The 23,732-nt window shown below is 65.8% G+C and carries 28 protein-coding genes; 11 read left to right on the top strand and 17 right to left on the bottom strand.

Annotated elements, in window-relative coordinates:
- Position 1 precedes the first annotated feature (1 nt).
- From L687_RS37440 to L687_RS37430, 3 genes are all read right to left on the bottom strand, one after another.
- Positions 2–1,438, bottom strand: coding sequence for a hypothetical protein (locus L687_RS37440; protein ID WP_021200983.1), 1,437 nt, complete (start codon positions 1,436–1,438; stop codon positions 2–4).
- A 38-nt stretch (positions 1,439–1,476) separates the two neighbouring features.
- Entirely contained in the window at positions 1,477–2,376 is a 900-nt protein-coding gene (locus L687_RS37435; RefSeq protein WP_021200982.1) for a hypothetical protein, read from the bottom strand.
- A gap of 141 nt (positions 2,377–2,517) precedes the next feature.
- Positions 2,518–4,353: a hypothetical protein gene (locus L687_RS37430; protein WP_021200981.1), complete on the bottom strand. Its 1,836-nt coding sequence runs from the start codon at positions 4,351–4,353 to the stop codon at positions 2,518–2,520.
- An 897-nt stretch (positions 4,354–5,250) separates the two neighbouring features.
- On the opposite strand from L687_RS37430, the gene L687_RS42890 reads away from it, so the two are divergent.
- The 7 genes from L687_RS42890 to L687_RS37390 all read left to right on the top strand — a co-directional run bounded on the left by L687_RS42890 (position 5,251) and on the right by L687_RS37390 (position 12,686).
- Complete coding sequence (locus L687_RS42890) at positions 5,251–6,261, top strand: hypothetical protein (protein WP_021200979.1); 1,011 nt, start codon at positions 5,251–5,253, stop codon at positions 6,259–6,261.
- A gap of 68 nt (positions 6,262–6,329) precedes the next feature.
- Positions 6,330–6,620 carry a hypothetical protein gene (locus tag L687_RS42885; RefSeq protein ID WP_021200978.1) on the top strand — a complete coding sequence of 97 codons (291 nt, stop codon included), beginning with the start codon at positions 6,330–6,332 and terminating at the stop codon, positions 6,618–6,620.
- A 12-nt stretch (positions 6,621–6,632) separates the two neighbouring features.
- A complete protein-coding gene (locus tag L687_RS42880; protein ID WP_021200977.1) occupies positions 6,633–7,130 on the top strand; it encodes a hypothetical protein in 498 nt (165 codons plus the stop codon).
- Positions 7,127–8,509: an RNA-guided endonuclease InsQ/TnpB family protein gene (locus L687_RS42875; protein ID WP_167540716.1), complete on the top strand. Its 1,383-nt coding sequence runs from the start codon at positions 7,127–7,129 to the stop codon at positions 8,507–8,509. The genes L687_RS42880 and L687_RS42875 overlap by 4 nt, the downstream gene beginning before the upstream one ends.
- The gene (locus L687_RS37400) at positions 8,506–11,478 is read left to right on the top strand and encodes an ABC transporter permease (protein ID WP_021200975.1); all 2,973 of its coding nucleotides are present in this window, start codon (positions 8,506–8,508) and stop codon (positions 11,476–11,478) included. The genes L687_RS42875 and L687_RS37400 overlap by 4 nt, the downstream gene beginning before the upstream one ends.
- A gap of 10 nt (positions 11,479–11,488) precedes the next feature.
- Positions 11,489–12,187 carry a hypothetical protein gene (locus L687_RS37395; protein WP_021200974.1) on the top strand — a complete coding sequence of 233 codons (699 nt, stop codon included), beginning with the start codon at positions 11,489–11,491 and terminating at the stop codon, positions 12,185–12,187.
- Between the two features lie 94 nt (positions 12,188–12,281).
- The gene (locus L687_RS37390; RefSeq protein ID WP_021200973.1) at positions 12,282–12,686 is read left to right on the top strand and encodes a hypothetical protein; all 405 of its coding nucleotides are present in this window, start codon (positions 12,282–12,284) and stop codon (positions 12,684–12,686) included.
- Here the strand turns inward: L687_RS37390 and L687_RS37385 are convergent.
- The 10 genes from L687_RS37385 to L687_RS37340 all read right to left on the bottom strand — a co-directional run bounded on the left by L687_RS37385 (position 12,676) and on the right by L687_RS37340 (position 17,065).
- Positions 12,676–13,428, bottom strand: a complete 753-nt coding sequence (locus tag L687_RS37385) for a hypothetical protein (protein WP_152525956.1) — start codon at positions 13,426–13,428, stop codon at positions 12,676–12,678. The genes L687_RS37390 and L687_RS37385 overlap by 11 nt on opposite strands.
- Positions 13,418–14,302, bottom strand: coding sequence for a hypothetical protein (locus tag L687_RS37380; protein WP_152525955.1), 885 nt, complete (start codon positions 14,300–14,302; stop codon positions 13,418–13,420). The genes L687_RS37385 and L687_RS37380 overlap by 11 nt, the downstream gene beginning before the upstream one ends.
- 82 nt (positions 14,303–14,384) lie before the next feature.
- On the bottom strand, positions 14,385–14,618 hold the full coding sequence (locus L687_RS37375; RefSeq protein ID WP_021200970.1) for a hypothetical protein: 234 nt from the start codon (positions 14,616–14,618) through the stop codon (positions 14,385–14,387).
- Positions 14,619–14,634: 16 nt separating this feature from the next.
- Positions 14,635–14,889 (bottom strand): hypothetical protein, encoded by a 255-nt coding sequence (locus tag L687_RS37370; RefSeq protein WP_021200969.1) that lies wholly within the window; start codon positions 14,887–14,889, stop codon positions 14,635–14,637.
- A 10-nt stretch (positions 14,890–14,899) separates the two neighbouring features.
- The gene (locus L687_RS37365) at positions 14,900–15,211 is read right to left on the bottom strand and encodes a hypothetical protein (RefSeq protein WP_021200968.1); all 312 of its coding nucleotides are present in this window, start codon (positions 15,209–15,211) and stop codon (positions 14,900–14,902) included.
- On the bottom strand, positions 15,192–15,416 hold the full coding sequence (locus tag L687_RS37360) for a hypothetical protein (protein WP_021200967.1): 225 nt from the start codon (positions 15,414–15,416) through the stop codon (positions 15,192–15,194). The genes L687_RS37365 and L687_RS37360 overlap by 20 nt, the downstream gene beginning before the upstream one ends.
- A complete protein-coding gene (locus tag L687_RS42870; RefSeq protein ID WP_167540715.1) occupies positions 15,413–15,577 on the bottom strand; it encodes a hypothetical protein in 165 nt (54 codons plus the stop codon). The genes L687_RS37360 and L687_RS42870 overlap by 4 nt, the downstream gene beginning before the upstream one ends.
- An 8-nt stretch (positions 15,578–15,585) precedes the next feature.
- Positions 15,586–16,050 (bottom strand): hypothetical protein, encoded by a 465-nt coding sequence (locus L687_RS37355; RefSeq protein ID WP_021200965.1) that lies wholly within the window; start codon positions 16,048–16,050, stop codon positions 15,586–15,588.
- 282 nt (positions 16,051–16,332) lie between these two features.
- Positions 16,333–16,596, bottom strand: coding sequence for a hypothetical protein (locus L687_RS37345; protein ID WP_152525954.1), 264 nt, complete (start codon positions 16,594–16,596; stop codon positions 16,333–16,335).
- Complete coding sequence (locus tag L687_RS37340; protein ID WP_021200962.1) at positions 16,589–17,065, bottom strand: hypothetical protein; 477 nt, start codon at positions 17,063–17,065, stop codon at positions 16,589–16,591. The genes L687_RS37345 and L687_RS37340 overlap by 8 nt, the downstream gene beginning before the upstream one ends.
- Positions 17,066–17,181: 116 nt before the next feature.
- Between L687_RS37340 and L687_RS37335 the strand changes: the two genes are divergently transcribed.
- Entirely contained in the window at positions 17,182–17,688 is a 507-nt protein-coding gene (locus L687_RS37335; RefSeq protein ID WP_021200961.1) for a hypothetical protein, read from the top strand.
- Positions 17,689–17,696: 8 nt separating this feature from the next.
- Here the strand turns inward: L687_RS37335 and L687_RS43165 are convergent, their stop codons facing one another.
- Positions 17,697–18,305, bottom strand: coding sequence for a hypothetical protein (locus tag L687_RS43165; RefSeq protein ID WP_152525953.1), 609 nt, complete (start codon positions 18,303–18,305; stop codon positions 17,697–17,699).
- 653 nt (positions 18,306–18,958) lie between these two features.
- On the opposite strand from L687_RS43165, the gene L687_RS37325 reads away from it, so the two are divergent.
- Entirely contained in the window at positions 18,959–19,654 is a 696-nt protein-coding gene (locus tag L687_RS37325) for a DUF3841 domain-containing protein (RefSeq protein WP_021200959.1), read from the top strand.
- Between the two features lie 27 nt (positions 19,655–19,681).
- Here the strand turns inward: L687_RS37325 and L687_RS37320 are convergent, their stop codons facing one another.
- A complete protein-coding gene (locus L687_RS37320) occupies positions 19,682–20,671 on the bottom strand; it encodes a DUF2971 domain-containing protein (RefSeq protein ID WP_152525952.1) in 990 nt (329 codons plus the stop codon).
- A 48-nt stretch (positions 20,672–20,719) separates the two neighbouring features.
- Positions 20,720–21,478, bottom strand: coding sequence for a hypothetical protein (locus L687_RS41980; RefSeq protein ID WP_152525951.1), 759 nt, complete (start codon positions 21,476–21,478; stop codon positions 20,720–20,722).
- 605 nt (positions 21,479–22,083) lie between these two features.
- Between L687_RS41980 and L687_RS42570 the strand changes: the two genes are divergently transcribed.
- Together L687_RS42570 and L687_RS42860 are read left to right on the top strand one after the other, a co-directional pair.
- Entirely contained in the window at positions 22,084–22,863 is a 780-nt protein-coding gene (locus L687_RS42570) for a hypothetical protein (protein WP_152525950.1), read from the top strand.
- 27 nt (positions 22,864–22,890) lie between these two features.
- Positions 22,891–23,043 (top strand): hypothetical protein, encoded by a 153-nt coding sequence (locus tag L687_RS42860; protein ID WP_167540714.1) that lies wholly within the window; start codon positions 22,891–22,893, stop codon positions 23,041–23,043.
- A 102-nt stretch (positions 23,044–23,145) separates the two neighbouring features.
- On the opposite strand, the gene L687_RS37295 is transcribed toward L687_RS42860, so the two are convergent.
- Positions 23,146–23,718: a helix-turn-helix domain-containing protein gene (locus L687_RS37295; RefSeq protein ID WP_021200953.1), complete on the bottom strand. Its 573-nt coding sequence runs from the start codon at positions 23,716–23,718 to the stop codon at positions 23,146–23,148.
- Positions 23,719–23,732: the final 14 nt, after the last annotated feature.

Raw genomic sequence — 23,732 nt, 5'->3', positions numbered from 1 at the left:
ATCATCCTTCCGCCTGAGGCCGGGAGTTCAGCGACGAGCGCGCAACCATGCTGATGTGGTTGAGGTCGTCCACCAGCCGTTCCAGTACGTCCCGAGGGGTGTTCGGGTTCGATGCCACTCCCGCGCGCACGGCGTGAAACTCGTCCGTGGCAAGTGATCGGAGCAACTCCGGAGCCGCAGCGGGGTTCTTCGCGACGGTCGAGCGCACGAAGTCGTCGGGATCTTTCCCGAGCGCGTGCAGAGTCGAGCCGGCCGCCCGGTTCCTTGCCAGTGCGCGCCGTACCCTCTGGGAGGAGTCTCGAGCGAGCTTCGGCAGCTCGGTCGTGGTCAGGGCGGCGTTGCCCGCTGCGTGCTCGCGAACCCAGTCGTCGGCGTCGTCCACGGCCGCGGCTCGGATGTCGGCTGGCGCTGACGAGTTCCCTGCCACGAGCGCGCGCACCTGGTTCCCGGTCGTGGTGTCCTGGAAGAGCCGGTGCAGGGTCTCCGCGGGGGCTGACGGGTTCTTCGCTACCTGAGCCATGACCATCCCATGCCCGCGGGAGAGCTTGTCCAGCAGCTCTGGCTTCGTCGTGATGTTGCCGGCAACCGCGGCGCGGACGTCCGGATCCCTGTCGCCGGAGAGCCGCTCAAGGACGGCGGGCGATGCGTTCGCATTCCGAGCGGCCGCGGAGCGGACCGAGCTCTCCGGGTCCAGCGCGAGGGGAGCGAGGACGTGCGCGTCCGCGTCGGAGTGGGAGGCGACCTGATACCTGATGGACTTGTGCTCACTGGCGATGAGGTGATCGAGGACCGGCCGGCCCACGTTCGGGTGGCGGACGATCAGCTCCTGGGTCTTCTCGTCACGGGCGTGTTCCGCGAGGTAGGTGAGTGTGGCGGCCGTTGTGTGCTGGTTCGCGGCGACCGCCCGGCGGATGCCGACGACATCGGATCCGGCGAGCTCGTCGAGGGCGGCGGGGCGATCTGTGCTCGTCGCCGTCTCGCGGTCTTTCAGGACGCGGAGAGCGATCTGAGGGTCATCCAGGGCGTCGGCGTCGGTGTCGAGGGGGAGGTAGGCCACCATGGGCACGCCCTCATCGTCGTTGACCACCACAGCGCCAGTGGCCTCATCGACGGAGGCCGTGATGCCCTCCCAACGCAGATGGACGCCTCGGTCGTCTGTGTCGGAGACGTGAATCATCTGATGAGAGGTCTGCTTGGCGATCGTGCGCAGGATGGGGTCTCCGCCGTCGGTGAGCTTCCCGCGCTGGACGTAGAGGACCTGGACGCGCTGGCCTTCGGGGAGCAGTCGTCGTGCTTCTGCGGCACTGATCTTCTCCAGCAACTCGCCGATGGGCGGAGAAGCCGGTGCGGTCAGCGCCTCGTCCTGTTCGGTGCGGATGTGGCCGTCGAACCGGCCGAGTGCGTCGTGGATGTTCCCGAGAGCGTCAGTGGTCGCCATGGGAGAAGTACGCCCGGCGGGGCTCCCGGGGTGGCAGGTCAGTCGTCGGCCGGCTCGGCGAGAGCCTGCACGTGCACGGAGTAGTCGGCGGCGATGACGGCGAGCATGTCGCAGAACGAGTCGAGCAGCGCGTCGACGTCTGCGTCCTCGTGAGCGGCCTCGTCTGCGAGGATCGTCAGGGTGTCCACGGCGTCGAGTCCTGTCTCGGGGTCAGCGGGGACGCTCTTGAGCATGACGGAGGCGACCTGCGACATCACCTCGAGGAGACGGCGCTTGAGGGCGTCGTCGGTGTCCGGCTGCAGAAGCATCGTCTCGATCGTCTCGATGATGCTTGTGGCGGTCATCGCCCACTGCGCCGGGACGAGGTCGTCGGCGAGCTGCAGAGCGATGCGCAGCGACCACTGCGGGTCGTCGCGGTTCAGGGTGAGGGAGGTCAGGTCGATGCTGTCGAGCACGGGATCTGGGGCACCGGCGATCCAGGCGGCGATGCGGTCTCGATCGGCGGGGGAGTCCTTGTCGAGGCCATGGTAGGCGAGCACATCCAGCCATGTGCCGGTGTCGGGGTCGTAGACGCCGTTCGCGGTGAGCTCCAGTCCGACGCGGATCGCCCAGACGTCGTCGGACTCCAGCTCAGGCTCGGAGCTGTCGTCGAACTGGTACCGGATCCGGAACGCGAGGTGCTCCGGAAGCCACATCATCGGATGCCACAGGAACTCCGGCTTGACGGACGCGAAGCGCTCCCGCCACTGCTGTGACTTCACAGACACCGGCAGTGGGGACTTCACCACCGGGGACGCCAGCAGGAGATCAGGGTCGAGGGCCGAGGCCTCGGCGAACGCGTCGAAGCGTTCGAGGAAGGTGATCGGGTCCTCATTCAGGAGCAGGCGGTCCTCCGGACCGGTGAGGAAGGGGATCCGGGAGACGGTGCCGGGGTTCACGTGCGGGTCCTTTCGTGCCGGCGCACTGGCCCCGCGGGTTCGATCCCGGCGAAGCGTCTGCGTCTGGGCGGTGCTCATACCGTCCACCCCTGCGAACACCTCGACCTGGGCGAGAGCCCTCGAACATCTCGTGGGGCCGCGTCAGTCCGTTCCGGTCTGCGCGGTGATCGGTTCGAACATCCCCGGCTTGACGACCTGTCCCCTGCCGATGGTCAGGGGACGATCCTGGTCGGAACCGACCACGATCCCTCGCAGCGTCTCGTCGCCGGTGGAGGTCATCCTGCTCCCCGCAGCCCATTCGAGGAAGTGCTTGATCGCCGTCCAGGTGTTCGACGGCCCATGGCCGCCATACCCGTGGGTGAATCCTCCGGGGTGCGGAGCGCCGAACGGCATGATGTGCATCTCGCCGTCGACGTTGAGCAGGATGGGGCCCTCCTGGGTGTTCGGTTCGACGATGATCTCGTCGAACGCCTTCAGGTGTTCGAGGTCGCGGCTGGCAAGGCGAGCGATCGGGACCACGACCGTGACGCGGGTGAATCGCTTGTCCTCGTAGCCGATGATCTCCTGAACGAGGACGTGGTTGTCGTCTCCGTCGATGAGGATCGACGGCCGTTTCTCCCCTCGCTCGGAGGAGTACAGGTCATGCTGCTTCGATTCGAGCAGCCGGTAGTCCGGGGACGTGCGGCTCTGGGCCTCCTCGAGTGAATCGAGGTAGCTGTTCCACGACGCAGCGTATGCCCGCCGCTCGAAGGTGCGCAGTTCATAGAACCTCGGCCATTCCGCGTCGTCGCCGAAGGTCTCAGTGCTCAGCTCTCCGAGCGACCGGTGGACGACGGCCGCGATGCCGCGCTCGAGCGCGTAGACAAGCGACGGGGTCGGTGTCGCGCCGAACGGGCCGTAGACCTTGTAGATGAGGCTGCCGAGCGTGTCGGCCGCGTTCTGCCGCACGGTGCGGGAGACGTTGAGGTCACCGTCGATCAAGGCATCCTGCAGCACAGGGCGCAGGAGCGACATGTCCGGGTATTCGACGCTGACGATCGGCGCCACGTGATCGTGGGCGTCCTCCTGCCGGAGGAGGTACGACTCGTACGCCGTTCCGGAGGTCTCCCAATTGATCTCCTTGTCGAGACGGGAGATGGCCAGACGGAGTGCATCGGATCGTCCGCTCGACGCTCGCCCGATGGCCGCGTCGTCCCGGGACGCCAGCTGCGCGAGCAGCGAAGCAGCCATCGCCCGGTTGTAGTAGTTGTCGACGTCGAGGATCACCGTGGTGTGTGTGCGTCCGGCGCGCTGCCACGCATCGACCGCCTCGGCCGAGGCGATTTCCAAGATCGGGACGGGCGCACCGAGCTTGGCGTGGAGCGTGCCCCAGGTGATGGGCTCCTGCTTGCCGTCCTCCTCGAAACCGCGGCGGGAAGCTGAGGGCGAATGCCAGGAGTCTCGGTGGGGGTGGATGGGCTCCGTGACGACCACGACCTCGCTTGCCTGGACCTCCTCCAGCCGCACCCAGGCGACGTCGTACTTGTCGACGCCGAGCTGATCTGCAGCGGCGTCGATGAAGGGCAGGAGGTCCGTGCCGTGGATGCTGTAGAGGGGGCCGCGGTCGCCGAGACTGTTCATGTACGGGCTGTCGTTCACGATCGTGTTCCGCAGCAGGGCGATGAGACCGACGAGCCCGGCGTCCACCTTGACCAGCTGCACGAATGCTCGCTGCCCGTCGTCTTTGACCTGGACCAACGCGTCATCCACCCGTACGAACGGGGTCGCCTGAGGCGGGTATCCGTAGATGCTGCGGGATGTCTTCCTGCCCTGCCGGGTGGCGACGACTTCTTCGACGTAGGTCGCCGGCCAGCCACGCTCGGTCCCGTCTGCATCCTCGACTGGAGGGATGAGAGCTCCGCTGTTTGCCATCTGTGAGACGCGTGCAGGCGTGAGATCCAGCGCCTTGGCGACCTTCTTGCGTGAGAACAGACCCATGTGACTCATCCTCCGTATCGATGTGACTTTCGAATGCGTTGAGTCGAGACTAACGAAAACGAAAGCCTTGTCAAGATCAGATGGAAAGTGAGAGCCGGCCAGGCTCGGCCAGAGCGCCCGCCTGGTCGGCGAGATCACTTGCGGCTGAAGGCGTCGGGGCGGGTGGGGCAGACGTCCGGTCAGAGGACGTCTGTCCAGGTCCTGGCTTACTCCCTGTTGACCAGGAGCGGGGGCGAACAGAGAGAGAAGAGAGTTAACGACTCGTCTAGAGAGCTACTACTTCATTCCCCAGGGTTCGCACTATGGATCCCGCCTCTGTGTGTTGCCGGGGTGTCTGTATGTATCTCCTCCGCCGATGTCTGACCGTCTGACCAGAGCCGTCGATCCCAGTCGGGAGTAGAGCAAAACCCGGTCTGAGCCTCTCTGATCAGCTCTGACCGGGTAGAGACGTCCGGCCATCAGTCGCCGTCCGCCGGACGTTCCACTTCCATGGGGAACAGGTACGGTCACGGCAACCTCCACGACCGACGAGGCCGTTTCGAGGAACGGTCACGCACCGACGCCGAAGGGGACCTCCGGCCGGCATCTGTGGACGCCGAAGGGGACCTCCGGCCGGCATCTGTGGACGCCGAGCGGATCGGGATGTTCCTCGCCCGGGATCGCCGCGCACTGCCACGACCAGGGACCGCTCCACTGGAGGTCGACGAGCTTGCCCAGCCGGGGATCGCCGTCCTGCAACGAGGCCCTGCGCGTCACTCGCGGTCACGACGAGCACTCCGCTCCGCCCACCGTGTCGCTCGCGTCGCATGGCGCAGCCTGCGGAAGTTGCGGCGGCTGCTGAGGCGCCTCGGATGACGGGAAGGCCACTTTCCGGCCAGTGCCGGGCGTGCGCCGTTCATGAGCATCGACGCACACGGCAACATCCATAACACATCCGGACGTTTCGACGGGCACATCCGCACTGAGCCCGAGGGGGCGCTCGCCCTCACCATCGAGGAGATCGGCCAGGCCGCCGACGAGCGCGCCGAGCGTGCAGCACAGCGAGAGCGCTGGGAACACGTGGTCGACGTCCTCGGGAAGACTTCCGGTGCGATCGCCCGCGAATGGCGGATCGACCCGACGAACGCCGAGGACATCGCGCAGGACACCATCAAGAAGATGCTGGAGTCACAGCGCGACATCGACGACCAGCTCGCGCAGAAAGACTCGTACTTCAAGCAGGCAGCCCGGAACCGGGCGACGAAGTTCAGCGCCGCCTACCAGAACGGCCGCCGCAGCGAGGACATCGCAGCGGCCCGCCAGCTCGCCGCGGCTGAAGCCGAGTTCGAAGCCGCCAACGGACGGCGGATGAACAAGCGCGAGCGCGACGAGGAAGCGCACCGCATCCTGATGTCGTTCAAGCCGGGCCAGCGCCCGAAGGACGACTTCCACCGTTCGCGGTCGACCCTCAGCCTCGACGCTCCCGTGAACGCGGACGGCTCGACGACGCTGGGTGACCTCATCGAGGCGCCGGAGGGGGAGCCCCGTCACGACGCGGTCGACGACTTCGCTGCCCGGATCGGTCACGAGATCGACAACGGGATGACCACGAAGGCGAACGCGCGCCGGCAGTCCTGGCGTCTCGTCTCGATCCGCGACGGAGCACCGCAGGTCCAGGAAGGCGTCCTCACCACCGGTCAGGCGCGTAAGTTCAAGCAGACCGTCGCGAACGCCCCCGGCGGGGTACTCGGGCTCCTCGACCGCTGGGAGTCCGGCGAGGCCACCACCGATGAGGAGCGGGCCCTCTTCGCACCGTTCGGGGATGACATCGACATGCGCGGCTACGAGAAGGTCGCCTCCACCCTCCGTCGCCACCCCGCCCTCGCCGACCGCCTGCACGCCGAAGCCGTCGCAGTCGCCGCGAGCTGAAAACGCATCGACCCCAGATCCCTGTTCGCAGGGGTGGACGGATAGAGAGCTCGAACTAGGAGGACCTCATGAACTTGCTGTCCGGATGGGCGACGCTGTGGGGGCAGGTGCCGGCAGGCTGGCGGATCCTGCTCGCCGCCGGCGGCGTCCTGATCATCATCGTCTCCATCGCTGTCTGGCTGTACAAGAAGCGCAAGGGCAACGGGGCACCCGGCGGGTTCCCGACCGTCCTCGTCGTCCTCGGCGGGCTGATGGCCGGCCCGGAGCTGATCGTCCCGGTGATCCTGCTGGTCGCCACAGCGCTGCTCACGGTGCTCTCCGCGATCGTCACCTGGGCTGCTGGCTTCCTCGGCGGATAACGGGGGACGCCGATGTCTGTGCCGCACGTCTACGACCTCACCCACCTCACCGGACGACGCAAGAACGACGAGCGACGCTGGGTGGTCATGACGTTCGAAGTGCGCAGGCGTACCGCTGTCGTCATCGGCATGTCGCTGGTCCTCTCGGCGTTCCCCACCCTACTGCTCCTGCCGTTCCTCGGCCCGTTCGCACTGATCACACCGGTCATCGCCGTCACCGTCGGCCTCGCGCTCTGGGAGGGGCGCCAGCGAAGGGGCATGAAGCTGCGGAACTGGCAGGCGATCCTCGACAAGCGCAACGCCAGCAACGGCACCCTCTTCGCCGCCGGCGAGGTCATGGGGGACCCCGTGCTCGTCATGCATCAACCGACGGTCATCCCGCTCGAGGCGCCGACCGACATCAACGCTCCCGACGCCGCTCGACCCCGATACCGCACGGTTCGGGAAATCCCTTCGCGTGGAACTCGGGGGCCGCTGGCTGTGGTGCAGCGAGGATGGGGCCGGTCATGAAGCGACGGTACGTGTTCCGGGCGTATCCCACGACGCGCCAGCAGCGGGGTCTCAGGCGCCTGTTCGGGTGCTGCCGCTACATCTACAACTCGGTCATCGCAGATCGGCAGATGACCTTTGAGACCAGGCTTCACGCGGTTGAGGAATCACGGCCGACCCAGGGGAACCCAGACCGCACGGTTCGTTCGTTCGACGCGAACCGACAGGCGGCGCTCATCACCTACGAGCGCACACGGAAACCGTGGCTGAACGATGTGTCCTCGGTAGCGCTCATCCAGTCGATGCGGGACGCCGAGCAGGCATTCTCGAACTTCTTCGCGTCAGTATCGGGGAACCGCAAGCGACCGAGGGTCGGATTCCCGCGCTTCAAATCCCGGTTCACCGGGAAGCAGTCGGCGCGGTTCACGTCAAACGGGTTCCGCGTGGACGGGGACCGGGTGTTCATCGCCAAGATCGGCTGGGTCAGGTTCGTGCGGTCGCGCGCACTGCCCTCGACGCCGTCGAGCGTCACCATCATCCACAAGCCCGATCAGACGTTCGAGGTCTCATTCGTTGTCGAGGTCGCTCCGGTGGATCTCGCGCCTGCGATTGAACGTCACGCGGGCATCGATGCCGGCCTGGACACCTTCGCTGCGGTCGTGTACTCGGACGGGACACGTGAGAAGGTCGACAATCCCCGGTTCTTCCGGCGGCAGCATCGCCGACTCCGCAAGGCACAGCGCGATCTCTCCCGCAAGCAAGGTCCGGATAGGCGCACCGGCAAGAAGCCCAGCAAGGGGTGGCGCACACAGCAGGCGAGGATCGCACGTCTTCATAGCGGGGTCGTCCACACTCGCACAGATTTCGCTCGCAAACTCGCGCGTCGGCTAGCGAGCGAGAACACCACCATCGCCATCGAGAGCCTCAACATCCGGGGGCTTGCGCGATCGGGGGGACACGATGCTCAGGGCCGGGGGCTGCGCCGGTCAATCCACGACGCCGCGTGGGGTGCGTTCTTCGCAAACCTCGCGAATGTCGCCGGGTCACGGCTGCTCGCTGTGGATCCCGCACACACGTCACAGACTTGCGGAGTCTGTGGTGTGGTCGATGGGCCGAAGCCGCTGTCGGTTCGGAAGTGGGAATGCCAAGCGTGCGGCGCGGTCCTCGACCGGGACTGGAACGCCGCATTGAACGTCATGATCGCCGCTGGACAAGCGGAGATCTCAAACGCCGGTGGAGGGGACTTCAGACTTCAGCTCGCTGAAGCAGTCGCCAAGGAAGCCGGAACCCGATGGTCCGCCGGAGAGGTGGCCGCATCAACGCCAGCAACCCTTTCCGGCAAGCCCAAGAATCCCGCGGCCTCGGCCGCCCGGAGGAAGTCAACTGGAGGACCCGCATGACCGCGCCGAAGACGCCCCGCACGGGGCTCCGCCGCGCCTTCGGCGCCATGATCCTCGCCCTCGCGGCTGTGCTGCCGTTGACCGGAAGCGCCGTCCCGGCTGCAGCCGCGCCCGCGACGGTGAGCTCCGAGTCGACACGCATCGTCCCCGCCGCAGGCCCCGAGATCAACGACCCCGGAGTCGAGGAGCTGCAGCGGGAGTACGGGCTGGAGAACTCCTGGGCATACCCCTTCGCGACCTTCGACGACAACGCCTACCGGATCTTCCCCCGATGGAACGACGGCGCAAGCGGCTTCTACACGAAGTTCGATGGCTTCTCCATCCCGAACGCCGTCGACTCGGCGTCACGGAACCTCGTCGAATCCCCATACCTCAGCACCGGGCACTCGATCTGGGGCTTCACCGGGATGCTCACCAGGAACGCAGTCAGCTTCGACGCGATCTCCTCCATCGGCGGTTACATGGACATCGCCGGAGGCACGTTCGTCAACACGCTGTTCCGGATGGACGGCAACCCCACCTCGAACCCCGCCGTCCTCATCATCGTCGTGCTGGTGCTGGTCCTCATCGTCGTCACGATCGTCCGCTCCGTCGGCAGGGGCGCGGGGCTGATCTTCCGGCGGGTCGGATCGATCTTCATCATCTTCGGCATCTTGTTCGGGATGACGCTCAACGCCGCGGGCACCGTCGTCGACCAGAAGACCGGCTCCTATCGCCCATCGCCGCTAACCCCCGGTTGGGTTGTGAAGACGATGAACGACTCGATCTCCTACCTGTCGGACTCCGTCGCGACAGCCCTGGTCACCGGAATCGAAGGCATCGGTGGACAGCTGCAGCCGAACGACCGTGACACCGAAGGGCTGTTCGACTGCCGCGGAATCAACGACGCTCTCTGGGGTCGCCTCGAGACGATGGCGACATGGAATCCGCGGTTGGATGGCGCGCAGGCGAAGACGATCGCACGGGTCATGGATGCCATGTGGGCGACGACCGGCCTGGAGACCTGGAAGCGGTCGCAGCTCGGTCACAACAACCCGTACGCCGACGCGACGTACTGCCACCTCCTCGACATCCGTTCGACGAAGGCAACGCCGTGGGGGGCCTTCTACGCACTCCGGAACCAGGTCGCCGCGAAGACCGGCGATGGCACGTTCCTGACCTACACCGGCAACTACGCCGAGCGGTCCGGTGACGTCTCACTCGCCGCACCGTTCAACCCGTCATCGGACAACGACACCGCTGCCTCGATGGTTGCCTGGGCTGCGTGCAAGGCCACGGCCGTCAACGGCTCAGACGTGACCTGGGCGCTTCGGGACGGCTGGGACGGGTACGAGCACGACAATATGAAACTCACTGCTGAAAACGCACAGGAGAAGTGCAACAACTGGTGGACCTGGCAGAAAGGCGGCAGCAGCGGGAACCTGGAAGACGTCTTCGACGTTTCAGGAGACAGCGGCTGGATCAGCGACGCGTCTTCGAAGGCGCAGAACCCGGCGGCCGTTTCCGACTACCTCCGCGCGTTGACCGGGGTCGGGGCAGCAGGAAACGTCGGCGGCGCCCAGGCGTACGTCGCCGGATCGATCTTCGGCCTCGCCTCGTTCGGGTACGTCGACCTGATCTCGTTCCTTGCGAACCTGGCCCTCGCCGGATTCATCTTCCTCCTCTGGTTCGTGCTGATCTCGGCGCTGATGTCGGAGTCCCCGTTCAGGGAGCGGATCGGCAAGGCTCTGAACCAGGTTCTCGGGCTTGCGATTTTCGCGTCGATGATCACGGTCATCATCGGGCTCGTCGTCACCGTGACTCGCCTGCTGATCCTCATCGGCGACACGATGTTCGGCCGCGGCTCGTTCTTCCAGATGATCTGGACCGGAATCGCGCCGGTGATCGCCCTCGTCGGCGTGCACTTCTTCTTCAAGAAGGTGCTGAAGCTCCCCTCGCCGGTTTCCGTCGGCGGCGCGACCGCATGGGGCAAGGCAGGCGCGAGCGGCGCAATCGGGGCTGGCGCGATGGCGGGTATCGGCTCCGGCCTCGGCTCGTTCGCCGGTGTGCGATCGGCGATGAACAGCTTCCGGCGCGGAGCCAACATGGTCCGAAACGCCACGGGACGCGGACGAGGCGGCACAGGTGGGACCGGACGCCGCAGCGCCATGGACGCACGTTCCCCCGGCATGACCGACAAGCAGAAGGTGGCAGCTGACAAGGCCAAGGCAACGCAGCAGCAGCGTGAGCGCGTGAAGGCGAGCCAGGAGGAGCTCCGCGCTGCGAGGGACTGGAAGCGTGAGACCACTGGCGCGACTGCTGGCGGTGACACCGCTGCCTACCGGGAGCGGCTCGCCCGAAAGGATTCCCGGAAGGGGCTCCGCGAGCTGCGCACCGACTTCCGCCAGCAGATCAAGCAGGCCCGCAAGAACGGCGACGAGGAGCTCGCCGGGAAGCTGCGCGAGAAGCAGCTGAATACCGAGGGGCTCTACGCGTACCGCGAGCAGATGCGACGCCAGAACGTTTCCAGTGGCGCCCGAGCCTTTGCTGCGGTTCGCGACCTTCCCGCGGCCGCCGCGAACCGTGCAGCGCTCGGAGTCCGCTCGGCTGCTGCGACCGCGTGGAACACGCCGGTCGCAGGGATCTCCGGCGCCGTCGCTGCAGGAGCGATCCGTTCCGAGGCCAAGGTCTTCGCGCAGTCCCGAGGCGTTCAGGCTGCGGCCCGTGGCGCGCAGTTCGTCGCACGTGGCTCTCGCTCGGCACACCAGCTGCTCACGCAGCGGACACAGAACAACCGCCTGGTCGCCGAGTACCGCGCCGCGCAAGCGGGAGCGGCAGAGCAGGCAGCAGCGGCACGCACGGCTGCAGCAGAGGAAGCTCAGCGTGCACGGCAGGAAGCCGCCATGGCTGCTCAGCAGGAGCGCATGGGCGCGGCGTTCGCGTCCGGCATGCGCGGCGCGTCTGGGTACTCGAACCGGATGAAGAAGTAGGAGGGCTAGCATGAGCACTGCAATCGAGGCCAGCCGTCACCCGGCGGGTGCGCCACAGGGTCGCGGCGGCGAGTTCTCTCCCCGCCGACTGACTGATCCGGAGGGGAATTTGGTCGAGGAGACGACTGGGAGCTTTCTATACCCGCCGGACAGCTTTGCCTCTTACGAGGAGTACATCGAATTCTGGGAATCGGCGCCCATCTCCGACCGAGTGCTCTCGAACGCGTCGCATGCTTATCGGTCGTGGCTTCAGAGCGCCGAGGATGCATACGTGCGCGCGAACTGGCACCGTTTCGACGAGGACAACCAGAAGACGGAGAAGATGCTCCAGCGCAAACTGGGGGCCAATGCTCAGGAGCTCAATGTCGCGTCACGCCAAAAATTGATCGACGAGTTTCGGCAGAAGTACCCTGCTGAGGTCTCGCCGCGGCACATGCGTCAGGTGCTTCGTGCTCACTCCATTGCCAGTTACGGTGGTTCGATCGAGGATCCCGCTGGCCAGCAGCGCGTCTTGCAGTACACGGTGCAGATGGACGGCCGCACGATGTCCCTCGACGACATCGTCGATCGCTACAACCCGATCGAGTGGGCCGACCGAGCGCTCACTGAGGCGGATCTGCCCGTGGTCGACAGCCTTCGGTACCTCGCGCAGGCCAACGATCAGCGGGACGGTTACGAAACAGGAGAGCCCCTCGTTTCGCCGTACTGAGGCCGGTCCGCAACGATTTGTTGCAGACCGGGTATAGGGTCTCATCGAGTAAGACGCCACATACTCGGCGTCTTGATCCTGAGGAGGCCCCATCATGACGACGACAACGGCTCGCTGTATTGCCGTCGTTGCTGCCGTTATCAGCATCGGGGGGCTCGCCACGGCGTGCGCGCCCGCGGCCCCATCCACACCTGCCGACGTCGCCACAGAGCTGGCGGAGGCCTTCATCGCTGCCGATGTGGATCGAGCGAACCAGTTGTTGTGCGAGGGAGCCTGGGTGAAGAACGATCCTGACAGCTACGAGCTGGGCATCGCCGCGCCAGACCGCTGGGACTTTTCCGGACTCGAGTACTCCATCCGCGACGAATCTGAGGATGGCAAGGTCCTCGGAAGCCTAGGAGAAGACGTCGAGTTCGACGTCACGACCACGAAGGACAAGGACACCGTCTGTGTCTCGTCGCTGAGCATCAATGGCGCCAACGGCTACGTCAAGGACTAACGACGACGCCGGCCGCTCGTAGGGCTGCACGGGCTTGAATCCGTGATCCCTCGACGATCAGGTCCCGATCAACGCCTGGCGAGGCCTTGTCGTACACCTCCCACGCTTGAGGATTCAGCGCACGGGCGGCCGCATCGATACGGCCGTCATCGGGCTGCGTACCCTGCGGCGCGCCATGCGTCGGGCATCCAGGCGCACCTGGGCGATCGCCGCAATAGCCGCACAAGGGGAGTGGCCCGGGGGAGGCCTCGCACTCGTCGGAGGTGCGGAGGTGCGGGATGGCAGCCCGGATGATTCGTTCCGCCTCCCTGTAGTTGCGAACCGCTTCCGCGTCGCTCTTGGCGCCCTTCTTCACGGCCGCGAGTGTTGCGAGACGGATGAGCTCCTCGGACGGTTCGACCTGCGGTTCTGCATGTGCGGATGCTCGACCTGCACGCCATCCCTGCCGGTAGGACTCGGCGTGGGCGTCGGACAGACCCGCGTCCTTCTCCTCGACGCTCGGCTCTGGTATCTCGGACTGGTGGGCGGCAACGGCCGCCAGGTGCTCGCGGATCAGGCGTGCGCAGTAGCGGTCGCCGTTGTCGGCCGAGCCTTCCAGAGCGGTCGCGGCGTAGCTGAGGTTGCTCAGCCACTGCGCGGTCTCGATCGGCGCTGTCTGAAGGCCCCGGGGCTGCGCTCCGTTGGCCGATTGGTTGATGCGATCGTCGGTCATGCTGTTCACATACCCTGCCTCAACGCTCATCGCTGGCCTGCTTCGGGTCGAGGAGGATGGCCGAAGTGATCGTCTTCCCGGGCCTTCCCAGCAGCCGGGCATCGTCGATGAACGGCTTGGTACGGCGATGCAGGGGCCAGCGAATGAACGCCGACGGGAACCAGTACACGGTCTCCCCGTCGGGAGTGACACCGATCCTGCCCCTGGTGAGCAGATCCTCGAAACGTCTCGCGCGCATCGAACCTGCTGTCCGGAGCTCACGCTCAAGTCCGATGCGGGCTTCTTCCGGGATCCCTCGGAGCGCTTCGTCGACGAACTTGGCGGCGACGCGAATCTCGTCCCACATACCGATGGCCTCCTCGACATCCTGCAGCGCATCGAAGGTCACAATCTGGCCAGCGGTTTCGGTCACCTTGCTCATCAGATCGTGGGGGTCGTTACGCCAGAATCCTGGCTCAGTCCTCGGTAGTCCGGCGATGAGTATGCCCAGCTCGCGGCGTAGGGCCTCGATGCGCGCCTCATTGCCGTCTGATGCGTTCACGTCCCTGGTGTGCTCGATGGTGCCGCCGCCGAGCAGGCCAAGAGACAGGCGGCGAACAGTGTCACCCTGACGGTGCGCCACGATGGCCTGTGAAACGAGCGCACGAGCAAGGTCTGCGCGGACACGCCGATCTTTGCTGCCTGCGAGGGAAGCGAGGTGGATGAGCATGACTACGCTCGCGGACAGGCCCGTTGCGATCGCCATGATCCCGGCGCCACGCACCCACACGTCCGGGTCAGTCGTGGCTACAGAGCCAGGCCCTACGAATCCGGACCAGAGAGTCATACCCAGGAAGAACAGGACCACGCCGGCGATTGCTCCTGCGAACCCGGCGACGATGATCAGAGCTGCCGCGAAGATCACGGAGGCGAGCACTCGTCCCGCGAAACGAGTGCGTGGGCGCTTGTCGAGCCAGCGGTTGAACCCCTCAAGTACGGGGACGTGCTCAGTCATGGGAGGTGATCCTTCGGTCGGTGCGCATCCATGGCGAGTACTCGACCCGTCGGTCGCGCATGTGCTCTGAGATGTCTGTGGCGCCGAGCGCCTCCACGGTGTCGCGCTTCTTCCTCCGCTCGTTGGGATAGGCGAAGACCTCGTGATGCCACGAGCCGTTCGCGTCACGCCACTCGAGCCCGAACTCGACGACGACAATCGACTCTCCGGCCTTGAGCCTGGTCATTGTTCGGATGTCCAATTCAGTCATTGAGGTTGCCGTTGATACCTGGGGAGAGAGCGATGCCCTCTCGATAGCGGATTCGGGCCTCCTCGACCCATTCCTTCGGAGTTCTGCCACCTGCAGGTGAAACCGCTGCTGCGAGGAACCACACCATTCCGTATGCCTCCTCGGCGTACTCCCAGACGTCACCACCGGTTTCGAGCATTGCCGCGAGATCGACATCGCTCAGAAGGCGTCCGTCGTCGGTGACGCTGTGCATCCAGGAACCTGCCATGTCCTTCTCCTCACACATCCACTGCCCTGTCGAGGTATCGGCGCGCGGCTTCGCCGTGGAGAGGGTGGCCCCGGTGCTCGCGAGCCCATTCCACGTAGTCGTCGCGTGAGATCCCCTCGTCGTACCAGTCCGCCATCCACGTGAAGACGAGCCCGGCGATGGCGCGGCAGCCGTCGCATTGGACCCAGTCGTAGACCCGGCCGTCGTACACGTACGTCTGCCGGGAGTAGCTCTCGCCGGCACTGATCGCAGTTGCTTTGCAGGTGTCGCAGCGATGGGCCTTGCGGGCGACCACGGTCTTCTCACGGAGCAGGACTGGCATCGGGGTCTCCTTCCTCGGGACCGGACGCACGTTCGACGCTGTCGTATCCGAAGTTGTTCAGGATCGCTCGACATCCGCCGATCGCCGCGGCGCGTGCGATGGACTCGGGAACACCCGCCTCGCCCTCGACCTGCGCGTCGTGAGTCGTCTCGAAGGTGTCGATGTCTATCAGCGAAGTGATCGTGGTGACTACCTGCATCTTCATCGTTCGTTCCTTTCCTCTTGACCTGCGCACGAAGGGCACAGGTCCTGCTCGCCGTCGTGAGCCCAGCCGTCGTCGAGGACGCCGTCGATCTCGTTGGCGCCGGCGTCGTAGCTCGTGCTGGTCTCTGCGGACGTGCCGCATTCGTCGCACGTGATGCTCACGGTCATCGTCATCGACTGCCCCCGTCCGGCAGGCTGGTGATCGCCGCCAGTGCCTCGCGCATGCGGTGCCGCTGAGCTTCAACCGCTGCATCAGGACCACTCGCCGCCCAGGCGCATCGGCCGCAACGGTAGGTGTAGCCGCCGTCGCGCATCGAGTAGCCGGTGACGTGCTCGGCGTGGACGGACGCTGCAGCAATCACGTCAGCTTCGGTGAACTGCGCAGCACCCGCTTCCGACCTCGAGTCGATCTGGCTAGCAGCCTCGTGCTCGGCAAGCACGGAGCGTCCCTTGTCCGTCAGCCCGCCGCGGTACCGCTTGCTCTTGGCGAAGGGGTCAACCGCTTCGAACCAGACGAGACCGCGGCGTGCGAAGGCGTGGAGAGTGCGCCCGTCGACGCCGTTGAACTCGCTCTGTCCGTCATCGGCGAACACCTCCAGCGCGATGATGTTCTCGCGGACGTAGCGGTCAAGCATCGCGACTCCTTGGCTGATTGTCCGCGCCCTTCCGGCTCACGGGGAACCTACGTGCATAGGCGGTTCGTGCAGCATCGAGTCGGCCGATGGCGAACCCGAAGGCGTGCGTTGCCTCCACGAGCTCTGCCCACTCGGCAGAAGTGTGCGGGTCTGGGTCGGTCCGGTCAGCCCGAGAGAGCTCATCTGCGATGCGGTCGGCGGCGTCGGGTGAGATCGCGACGCGGTGGCCATGAGCTCGGGCTTCGGCAGCCAGCTCCCGGAGATCGGTGACGTCCTGCAGACTCATCGCTGCTGTCCGTCCTGAGCCTCACCGAGGCGCGAGCGCTCCGGATACAGCGCATCGCACTGGAGACGCAAGCCTGTCGGCGGGACGCCCTGGCGGTACCGCCCCAGCGTCCAGCCGCCCTGCTTCTCCCGGCGAGCTCGCTCGCCGTTGCATGCACGCTCGGAGCCGATCGCGAGCTTCAGCGGGTACGGGAAGCCGTCCTTCCCCCGATACGCCGGGTGGAAGCCCCAGAGCGCCCATCGCACCGAAGTCCTAGGCATCGGAGGACGCTCGCTTCACGATCTCGTAGCCCTCGGCATGCAGCCCCGTGAGCCACTGCCGGTCCGGGATGCCGCCGGTGACTCCCGGGTACGGGCGGGTTCGGTACTGGGAGCGCCAGTCGGCACGGTCGACGGCCTCGATCTGCTGCTCGAAGGTCAGAGCGCCGGCGGGGACGCCGGCGGGGACGCCGGCGGAGTGAGCCTGATCCCAGGCGACGGGGTTGCCCTCCGAGTTCACGCAGGTGTCGCAGACCTCGATCTCGCCGTCAACGTTCATCATCCGGTGCGGCTGCTCGACCTCCTCCGGATGACGCGCAGCCATCTCGCTGTCGATCCGCACCGCGGTGAGGTGGTCGAAGTCCTGGACGAATCCGATGATCTCGCGGGTCCGCTCGGCTCGAGCGTGAGCGATGATCTGCACGCGGGTGGCGTCGAGGTCGTGCATTCCGGAAGCAAGCTGATCGGTCATGCCAGCCACATACCCGGCGGTCGGCAATCCAAGCCAGATAACTACTAAGGCTTGCCCCTAGGGTTATGCTGCTGATACCTTGCTCTCAAGGATTCAATTCATCAGGGAGTGCTCTCATGTCCATCAATTTCAAGCTCGACGACCGTCGCGACGTTGACCCAGCGGACGATCCGTGGGGGCGGACCTGGATCGGCTGGGCTGAGGACCTCAGTGACGAGGACATCTACGAGCAAAACCGCGGAGTCTGGCTGCTTGGGAAGCGATCGAGGAACGAGCGACTGGCGACGTTCTCGAACCAAGGCCGCGTCAAGGTCGTTGTCGCGATCGATGACTTCGAAGACGTGCCAGGCGGCAAGCAGGCCATCATCGGTCGGGTGCTGTCCGCGGGAGACTCGGACTACGACGCTCTCATTGGAACCGTCGTCGACGCATTCCGGAACCCCGTAACCTACCAGGAACAGGGCGACCGTGTGTGCGCTTGCGGCTGCGGAGCCAGCGTCTCCGGGACTGTCACCTTCCTTCCCGGCCACGATCAGCGGGCCGTCCACGACCGGATCAGCAAGCAGTGGGGGAGCACGCTGGCGTTCGTGCGGTGGTTTGACGACACCTACGGGCGGCCGTAGGCTCTGGCTCATTCCGACCAATACTCGGCGCAACCATCATGGCTGACGAACTGCATCCCGCCGTAGACGTGCATGAGCACCAGGTCGTCCCAGGTCCGTGGGCCACCAGACTCGAACGGCGCACTGATCTCGACGACGGATTCGGAGTCGCACATGCTCCCGATCAAATGGCCGGGTGCAAGAGGGTGGAGGCGAGTGATCTGTTCGTTGTCGCAGAATCCGCAGGTCTCCGGGGCATTGAACGGCAGCATGTTGATGCTGCTCGAGTGCGGGTACTCGTCGTTCGTCCACGCATCGAGCGCATCACGGCGCGAACCTTCGTGCCGGTCAACGCTGCTCCAGCTGACGAAGCTCGCAAGATCCGGTGTCACGAACTCCCAATAGCTCACGGGTCCGAGAGGTGAGGTGGTCTCACGGAGAGCGATCCCAAGGCGTGGATCAAGCCTCCTTGTGATGCTCGCCATCTCGGCATGGACTGCTTGACGATCGCCGTTCAACTGCGAGAAGGCCGCCTCGAGACTGATAGTCGGCAGCGCGCGGGTGACAAGCGCGCCGTCCGCCCTCACGCACCGGAACATGTCCCCGTTCACACCGTCCGTGAGATCGCCGCGGTCCACGCGCGGAGCCGCTGCGGCATCCGCGGGGGTCGGGAACCTCTGAAACCACGATCTTGACCAGCCGTTCGGCACTCGCGGGGCGTCGTTCCAGCGCACCGGATCTCCCCACAGCCCTCCGAGGACGGGATCGATGTGGCGCTGGGACCCGTTGCCATGCGGATTGCTGTGCCATAGCACCGGTCCTCCGGGCACATCCGGTGCGAAGAATCCACCGACGATGACGTCGCCATCCTCGCCTGCCGCGGCCTTTGCTTCCTCCAGAGTCAGGAAGCTGGGGCCGTCGGGGATGGTGGAGTAGTCGTGCTGCTCCCAGCTCAGGATCCTGTACTGGGGGCGCCCTCCTGACGATGGCGGGGAGGACAAGCCGAGTGCTCTGAGCGCCTCGGTGCACTTCACACCGTGGTCGCGCATGTACGCGCGGATCAAGGGTTTGCGGTTCGTGCTGACCATGGCAGATGCTCCGGAAGACATGCGGCTCCACCCGTGCTCGCCGCTGGTCCGTCAGGGCAGATGCAGAATCCGATGTCATCCCTCAGGAGATTGTCTTCAATGCCAGCTGCAGCACTGGTGCATCGCCAGCTCAGAGTGAGGCGCCATCGGTCGCCCACCAACAACGGTAGCATCGGCCGTTCAGCCGGCGAGAGGATACGACCATGCGCAAGATCCCGTTCCGGTCCGCACCGCCCGAGCAGGCGATCCCGCCTGGCCGCATCGGGTACAACCTGGATGCCCCGATCCTGCTGCTTCACACGATCCAGACGGAGGTTGCGTACGAGCGACTTCTCTCAGACGGAGTCCTCCGACCATCACCCGAGCTTGCGGCCACGGAATGGCCCGAGGCGTACGCGTGGATGAACCGGATGATGGCAGACCGGTTGCCGACGACCGGGGATGCGGCCTTGTGGCTCTGGGCTCGAATCCGTCGATACGACCTGGTCAGAAACTGCAGACGGTCGGCTCGTTCCAGCGATCCCCATGTGCTGTTGACCTGCCGGATACCCCGGGAACGGGTCCTGTTGTCGCAGTTCGATGAATGGCACTCAGCCTTGAACTCGGCTCTGGCGGTGACGGTGGACCCAGGCGAGACCGACGAGTCGTTCGGGTCCCGGTACAGCGAGACTACGGATGCATTCGTCGCTCGTCTTGAGGTCGCCAATGTGAGGAACTCGCCGATCTCTGAGTGGCCGGCGGATCTTCGGGCAGAGGCCGAGAGCTCCTGGGAATGCATTTTCGACCGGCGGCGATTCGATCGGTGGTCGTACTGGCAGGCGACCGTCCACGACATTCGCGCCGAGGACGTCACCGATGCGGTCACGATTGTTGGCGCGCGCTCATGGCGTCGGGGCTGATCCGCCGACAGGTGCCGAGCACCCGCATCACGGAAGGTACGGGAGCTCCGACCGGTTCACAGGAACTCCGGCGCGGCCCATCGCGTCGAGCAGCGTCCGAGTGCCGCGGACACGCTGCTCCATCGCGTCTCCCGACGGCGGCCCGACCAGGACTTCGCTGACCGGGAGTGGGGTGAACACTGTCGGGGACTGCGCGTTGCCCAGAGGAGCTCGACCCAGCGTCAGATAGGGCACTGGCCCGCGCCGCGATGGGCGGAAATCTGGTGTGACGCCATCGGGCCGCTGCACAATCAGGCGCACTTCGTCTTCCTTCTCGAACGACGGATGCTTCAGCGCAGCTGCAAGACCGGCCAGGTGGGCCTGGACCACGATAACGGCTGCTCTCTGATCACCGGAATTGACGATCTGCCCCATCTGCCTAGTGGGATCCAGGAGCTGCGTGAAGACCGAGTGGATGAGCTCATCCTGCTCATCGGGCAGGTACCGGACCTTCACCCACTCGGGCGAGACCATGAACCCGGTGTCCACGGACGGCCGTCCGATGAGCGTGTAGGTCTCGAAGGCGTCGAGCTTCAGTGCGTATCCGCCTTCGCCGGCATAGCCGCGCCAATGCTCCAGGGAGTCGCGGGTGGTGGAGGCGCAGCAGACGTATGCAGGGTTGTCCGCCAACTGCTTAAGCAGGTCACCCAGCACGATGCGGATCGGCACATGCTCTCGGATCGTGCCCGACGTCGCGTTACCCTCAGCCTCGTACCAGTCGATGATGCGCTGAGCGCCATACTGCAGCTCGGAGAAGTCGTTGAGCTGCGTCGCGGCCGTGGCCCGGAGCGTCCCGTTCGGGTAGATCTGCACAGGCGGCGACCCGGGCACGAACTCCGGTGAAGGCGTCGGCGTCCGGCTAGTCAGGATCCCCACGAGCCCCGACGAATCCGTATAGTGCCAGACCTCGCCCTTGTGTGACTGGCCCAGACCGAACGCCGAGATGGTGCCACGGATCGGAAGTTCAGCATCGGTCATCCCGCCAGGATATTGCCCCGCTGCAGCGCCAGGATGAATCGGCCATCATCACGCAGCCCGGTGCTGGATGAGCTCAGTCTGATCGAAGGCGGGCAGGTCCAGTTCTTCGCGGATGCGCCCGACAGTCTTCGCGTCACAGCGGATCGTGGCTGCGATGAGGATGTCCGAGTACTTCCGCGCCCACAGGGTCCTCACGCAGATGCGGCGCTCCGCAGGAGTCAGGCGCGGTCCGTCTCCTTGGAGTGCCAGTGCGACGGCGATGTCGTCGACCAGGTCTGGGTCGCGATCTACAGCGGGAGGCTCGGGGTCAGTGTCCGGATCGTCCCACGCGAGAGGTGGCAGCCACCCATGACGTTCCGCGAGCCGGCGTGCTGCGTCGTGCATCGGGCCTTCCGGGCGCTGATCCCAGAGGGCGTCGAAGAGCGCCTTGACAGCATCGTGGGTGCCCACGGTCACGATCTTCCGTCGCCCGTGCACGAGAGGCGACAGGTTGCCGACGCCGCGGCCGAGGAGCTGTGCAATCGTGCTCTGGGTCTGCCCGGTCGCCACGAGCGCCTGCAGCCGCCGCGTTGTCCCCGTCGCGGGAACCGTGCTCGTCGAGATTGTCTGCGGCTCCAGACGGAGGAGCGCTTCGGCGACGACGGCCTCGATGGTCTTCAGATGAACGCCGGCGTTGGCGCCACGACGTCCGAATCGGAGGGTGGTGAGCGTGGAATGGGGCACGCCAGCGGCGACGGCTATCCGCTCGAGCGCGAATCCCGAGTCCAGCAGGCGCTGAAGGACTGCGCGTGCTGGTGCGGCATCCACGCGTCGCGGGCGGATCTGATCCTCACGTCCGTACGCACGGAGCCGGGAGCGCCTGCGCTGCCGCTCCATCTTGCGCGAGTGTCGACAAGGGGAGCAGCGACATCCATGAAGGGCCCAGCATCCATTGACGGTGTGCGTATGACCGGGCCCTGGCGGGCACTCTGGCAGGGGCGCACGCGATGAACTGTGTTCGGTCAGGGTCTGGTCGCGCCACGCCTGCAGATAGTGCCTCCGGCAGAGTCCCCGTGCGCGCACAGGTTGCCCGCAGCCATCGGCAGTGCAGCTGGTCATCGCTGACCCCGCGTGCATTCAGCCTCGTGGCCGTGAGCCCGGCGGGCTTCCTCGGCCGCGGCTTTCACCAGCTGCGGAACTCGGACGACGTCCTGCCCGCAGGTGCGGCAGACAGCAGTCCACTTCTTGACCCCATCGATGTCCACGGCCTTCAGGGGCGGGTATGAGAGCGGCATGTGTGATCCTCCGTGGGGATCACATACCCGGTGAGTCGCCTAGAAGAGAGGCTCCGCGGCCGCTCCCTGTCGGACGCCAAGAATCGGACTCATCGAGGTCTCCATCGGGTTATGGTCGGGCGCCAGTAGGGTAGACAAGTGACAGACTCAGCGCCGATCAATCCTGCAGTCGCCACTTGGCGATGGCTGGGATACTGGGGCAACCGTGGCGAGCCGTTTGTCACGGGTCTCAGCGTCCTCGGAACCACCGGCGGCGGTGCGGGAATCGCCACGTCCGGATGGTGGTGGTTTCTCGTCATTGTCGCCGTTGCGCTTCCTTTCCCTGGCGTGTTCTGGCGCAGACGGGCCGCCGAGGACGAAGTCCAGTCAGATGCGAGGGAACGCCTGATGGAGGAGAGTCTTCCCGCCCTGTTGGAGCTGGCGGCTACGACCACGTCGCAGCCACGTGATGACCGCCGGCGGGTCGCTGAGTCCGCAGTGTTGCGTGTGGCTGGTGATCTTCGGAATGCGTTCGAAGATGTGGCCGGCGTGAGAGTGGTTGTCTTCCGTATCAACGACGATGGACTCCAGATGGACCCATACCAACCTGCGGGTCGCCACGATCGGCCGGGTGCCTTCGTCCGCGGCACCGTCCGCGGAGACAAGGCGTTCGCAGTGCTGGAAGGAAACGCTGCATTCGTCATGGTAGAGAACCTCGACGAGACCGCCCCCGGAGAGTGGGCAGGGACAGGTGAGGGGTACAAGACCTTCATCACGGCACCTATTCGATCTTCTGTGGAAGGCTACGGTCTTCTCACAGTCGACGCCCCGATCGCGGGTTCACTCGACGAGCGCCATGGAACAACCTTGGCCCTTTTCGCTTCAGCTCTCGGTGTGTTTTTCGCTGAGGCTACCCGCAGTGGGGGAGGTCCGAGGTAGCATGAAGGCGTCAGAGGAGGTGACGACATGGGCAAGGTCAAACTGAATGAGCCAAGGCCGAACTACATTGAGCGTCCTGTCGCCGATCCGCAGAAGGCGATGGAGCGGGCGCGCCAGCAAGTGCGCGCCGAACGCAACCGCCGCGCGCACTACCTGATCACCGCAACTGCGCGAGGCTAGTCGGTCTGATCGCCGAGTGCGCCTCGCCGTCGGGCGAGTAGGGGCCGGTGGCGCAGGCGTCTTGCTTGCTTCGCTCGGGAACTTGTCGTGGTTCTCATCCGCTTACGCCGAGACCAGTTCACCGAATTCGGTGTAGACGCCGCGTCGCCGTAGCGGCTCCGGTACCTGGTCGACGTCGACGAGGTCTGCGAGTTCAGGCGCCCACGGGCTCCACCTCGCGTTCGGATCGCCAACCGTCTCGGACGCCCACAGGGGAGTGGGGATGTCTCGTGCGGCGGTCTCCTGCTCGACGACTCCCGCGACCGCCCAGGACCATCCATCTTCGAACGGCTCCGGCTCGTCGACGGTGAGCGCAGCCACGGCGAGGACGTCGCTGGCGCGGAGGCTGTTCACAAGCTGGAGGAGCGACTGCGCGGCCGCGTTTCTGTCGCCGCGGGCGAGCGCGTTCCGGATCTGGGCAGCGGTCTCCGCCGCGCTCGCACGACCGAACGTATCGACGACGAGAAGCCGGGCGCCGAGTCCGCGCGCCCACGTCTGCGCCGTCGAGGTCCGCGGATCCCGCCGACCGTGCTCGAAGGCGTAGATCGCGCTCGTGTCGATGCCCGTGCGCGCGCCAAGGGCCGTCGCGGGGAGTCCGCGCCGGCGACGGAGCTGCGTGAGCTGATCGGTGAGCATAGCTCCAGTGTAGG

It is taken from the genome of Microbacterium maritypicum MF109 (genome assembly GCF_000455825.1).
Classification (GTDB): Bacteria; Actinomycetota; Actinomycetes; order Actinomycetales; family Microbacteriaceae; genus Microbacterium; species Microbacterium maritypicum_A.
The sequence above is the reverse complement of the archived record's forward strand: the minus strand, read 5'-3'. Positions and strand labels throughout refer to the sequence as shown.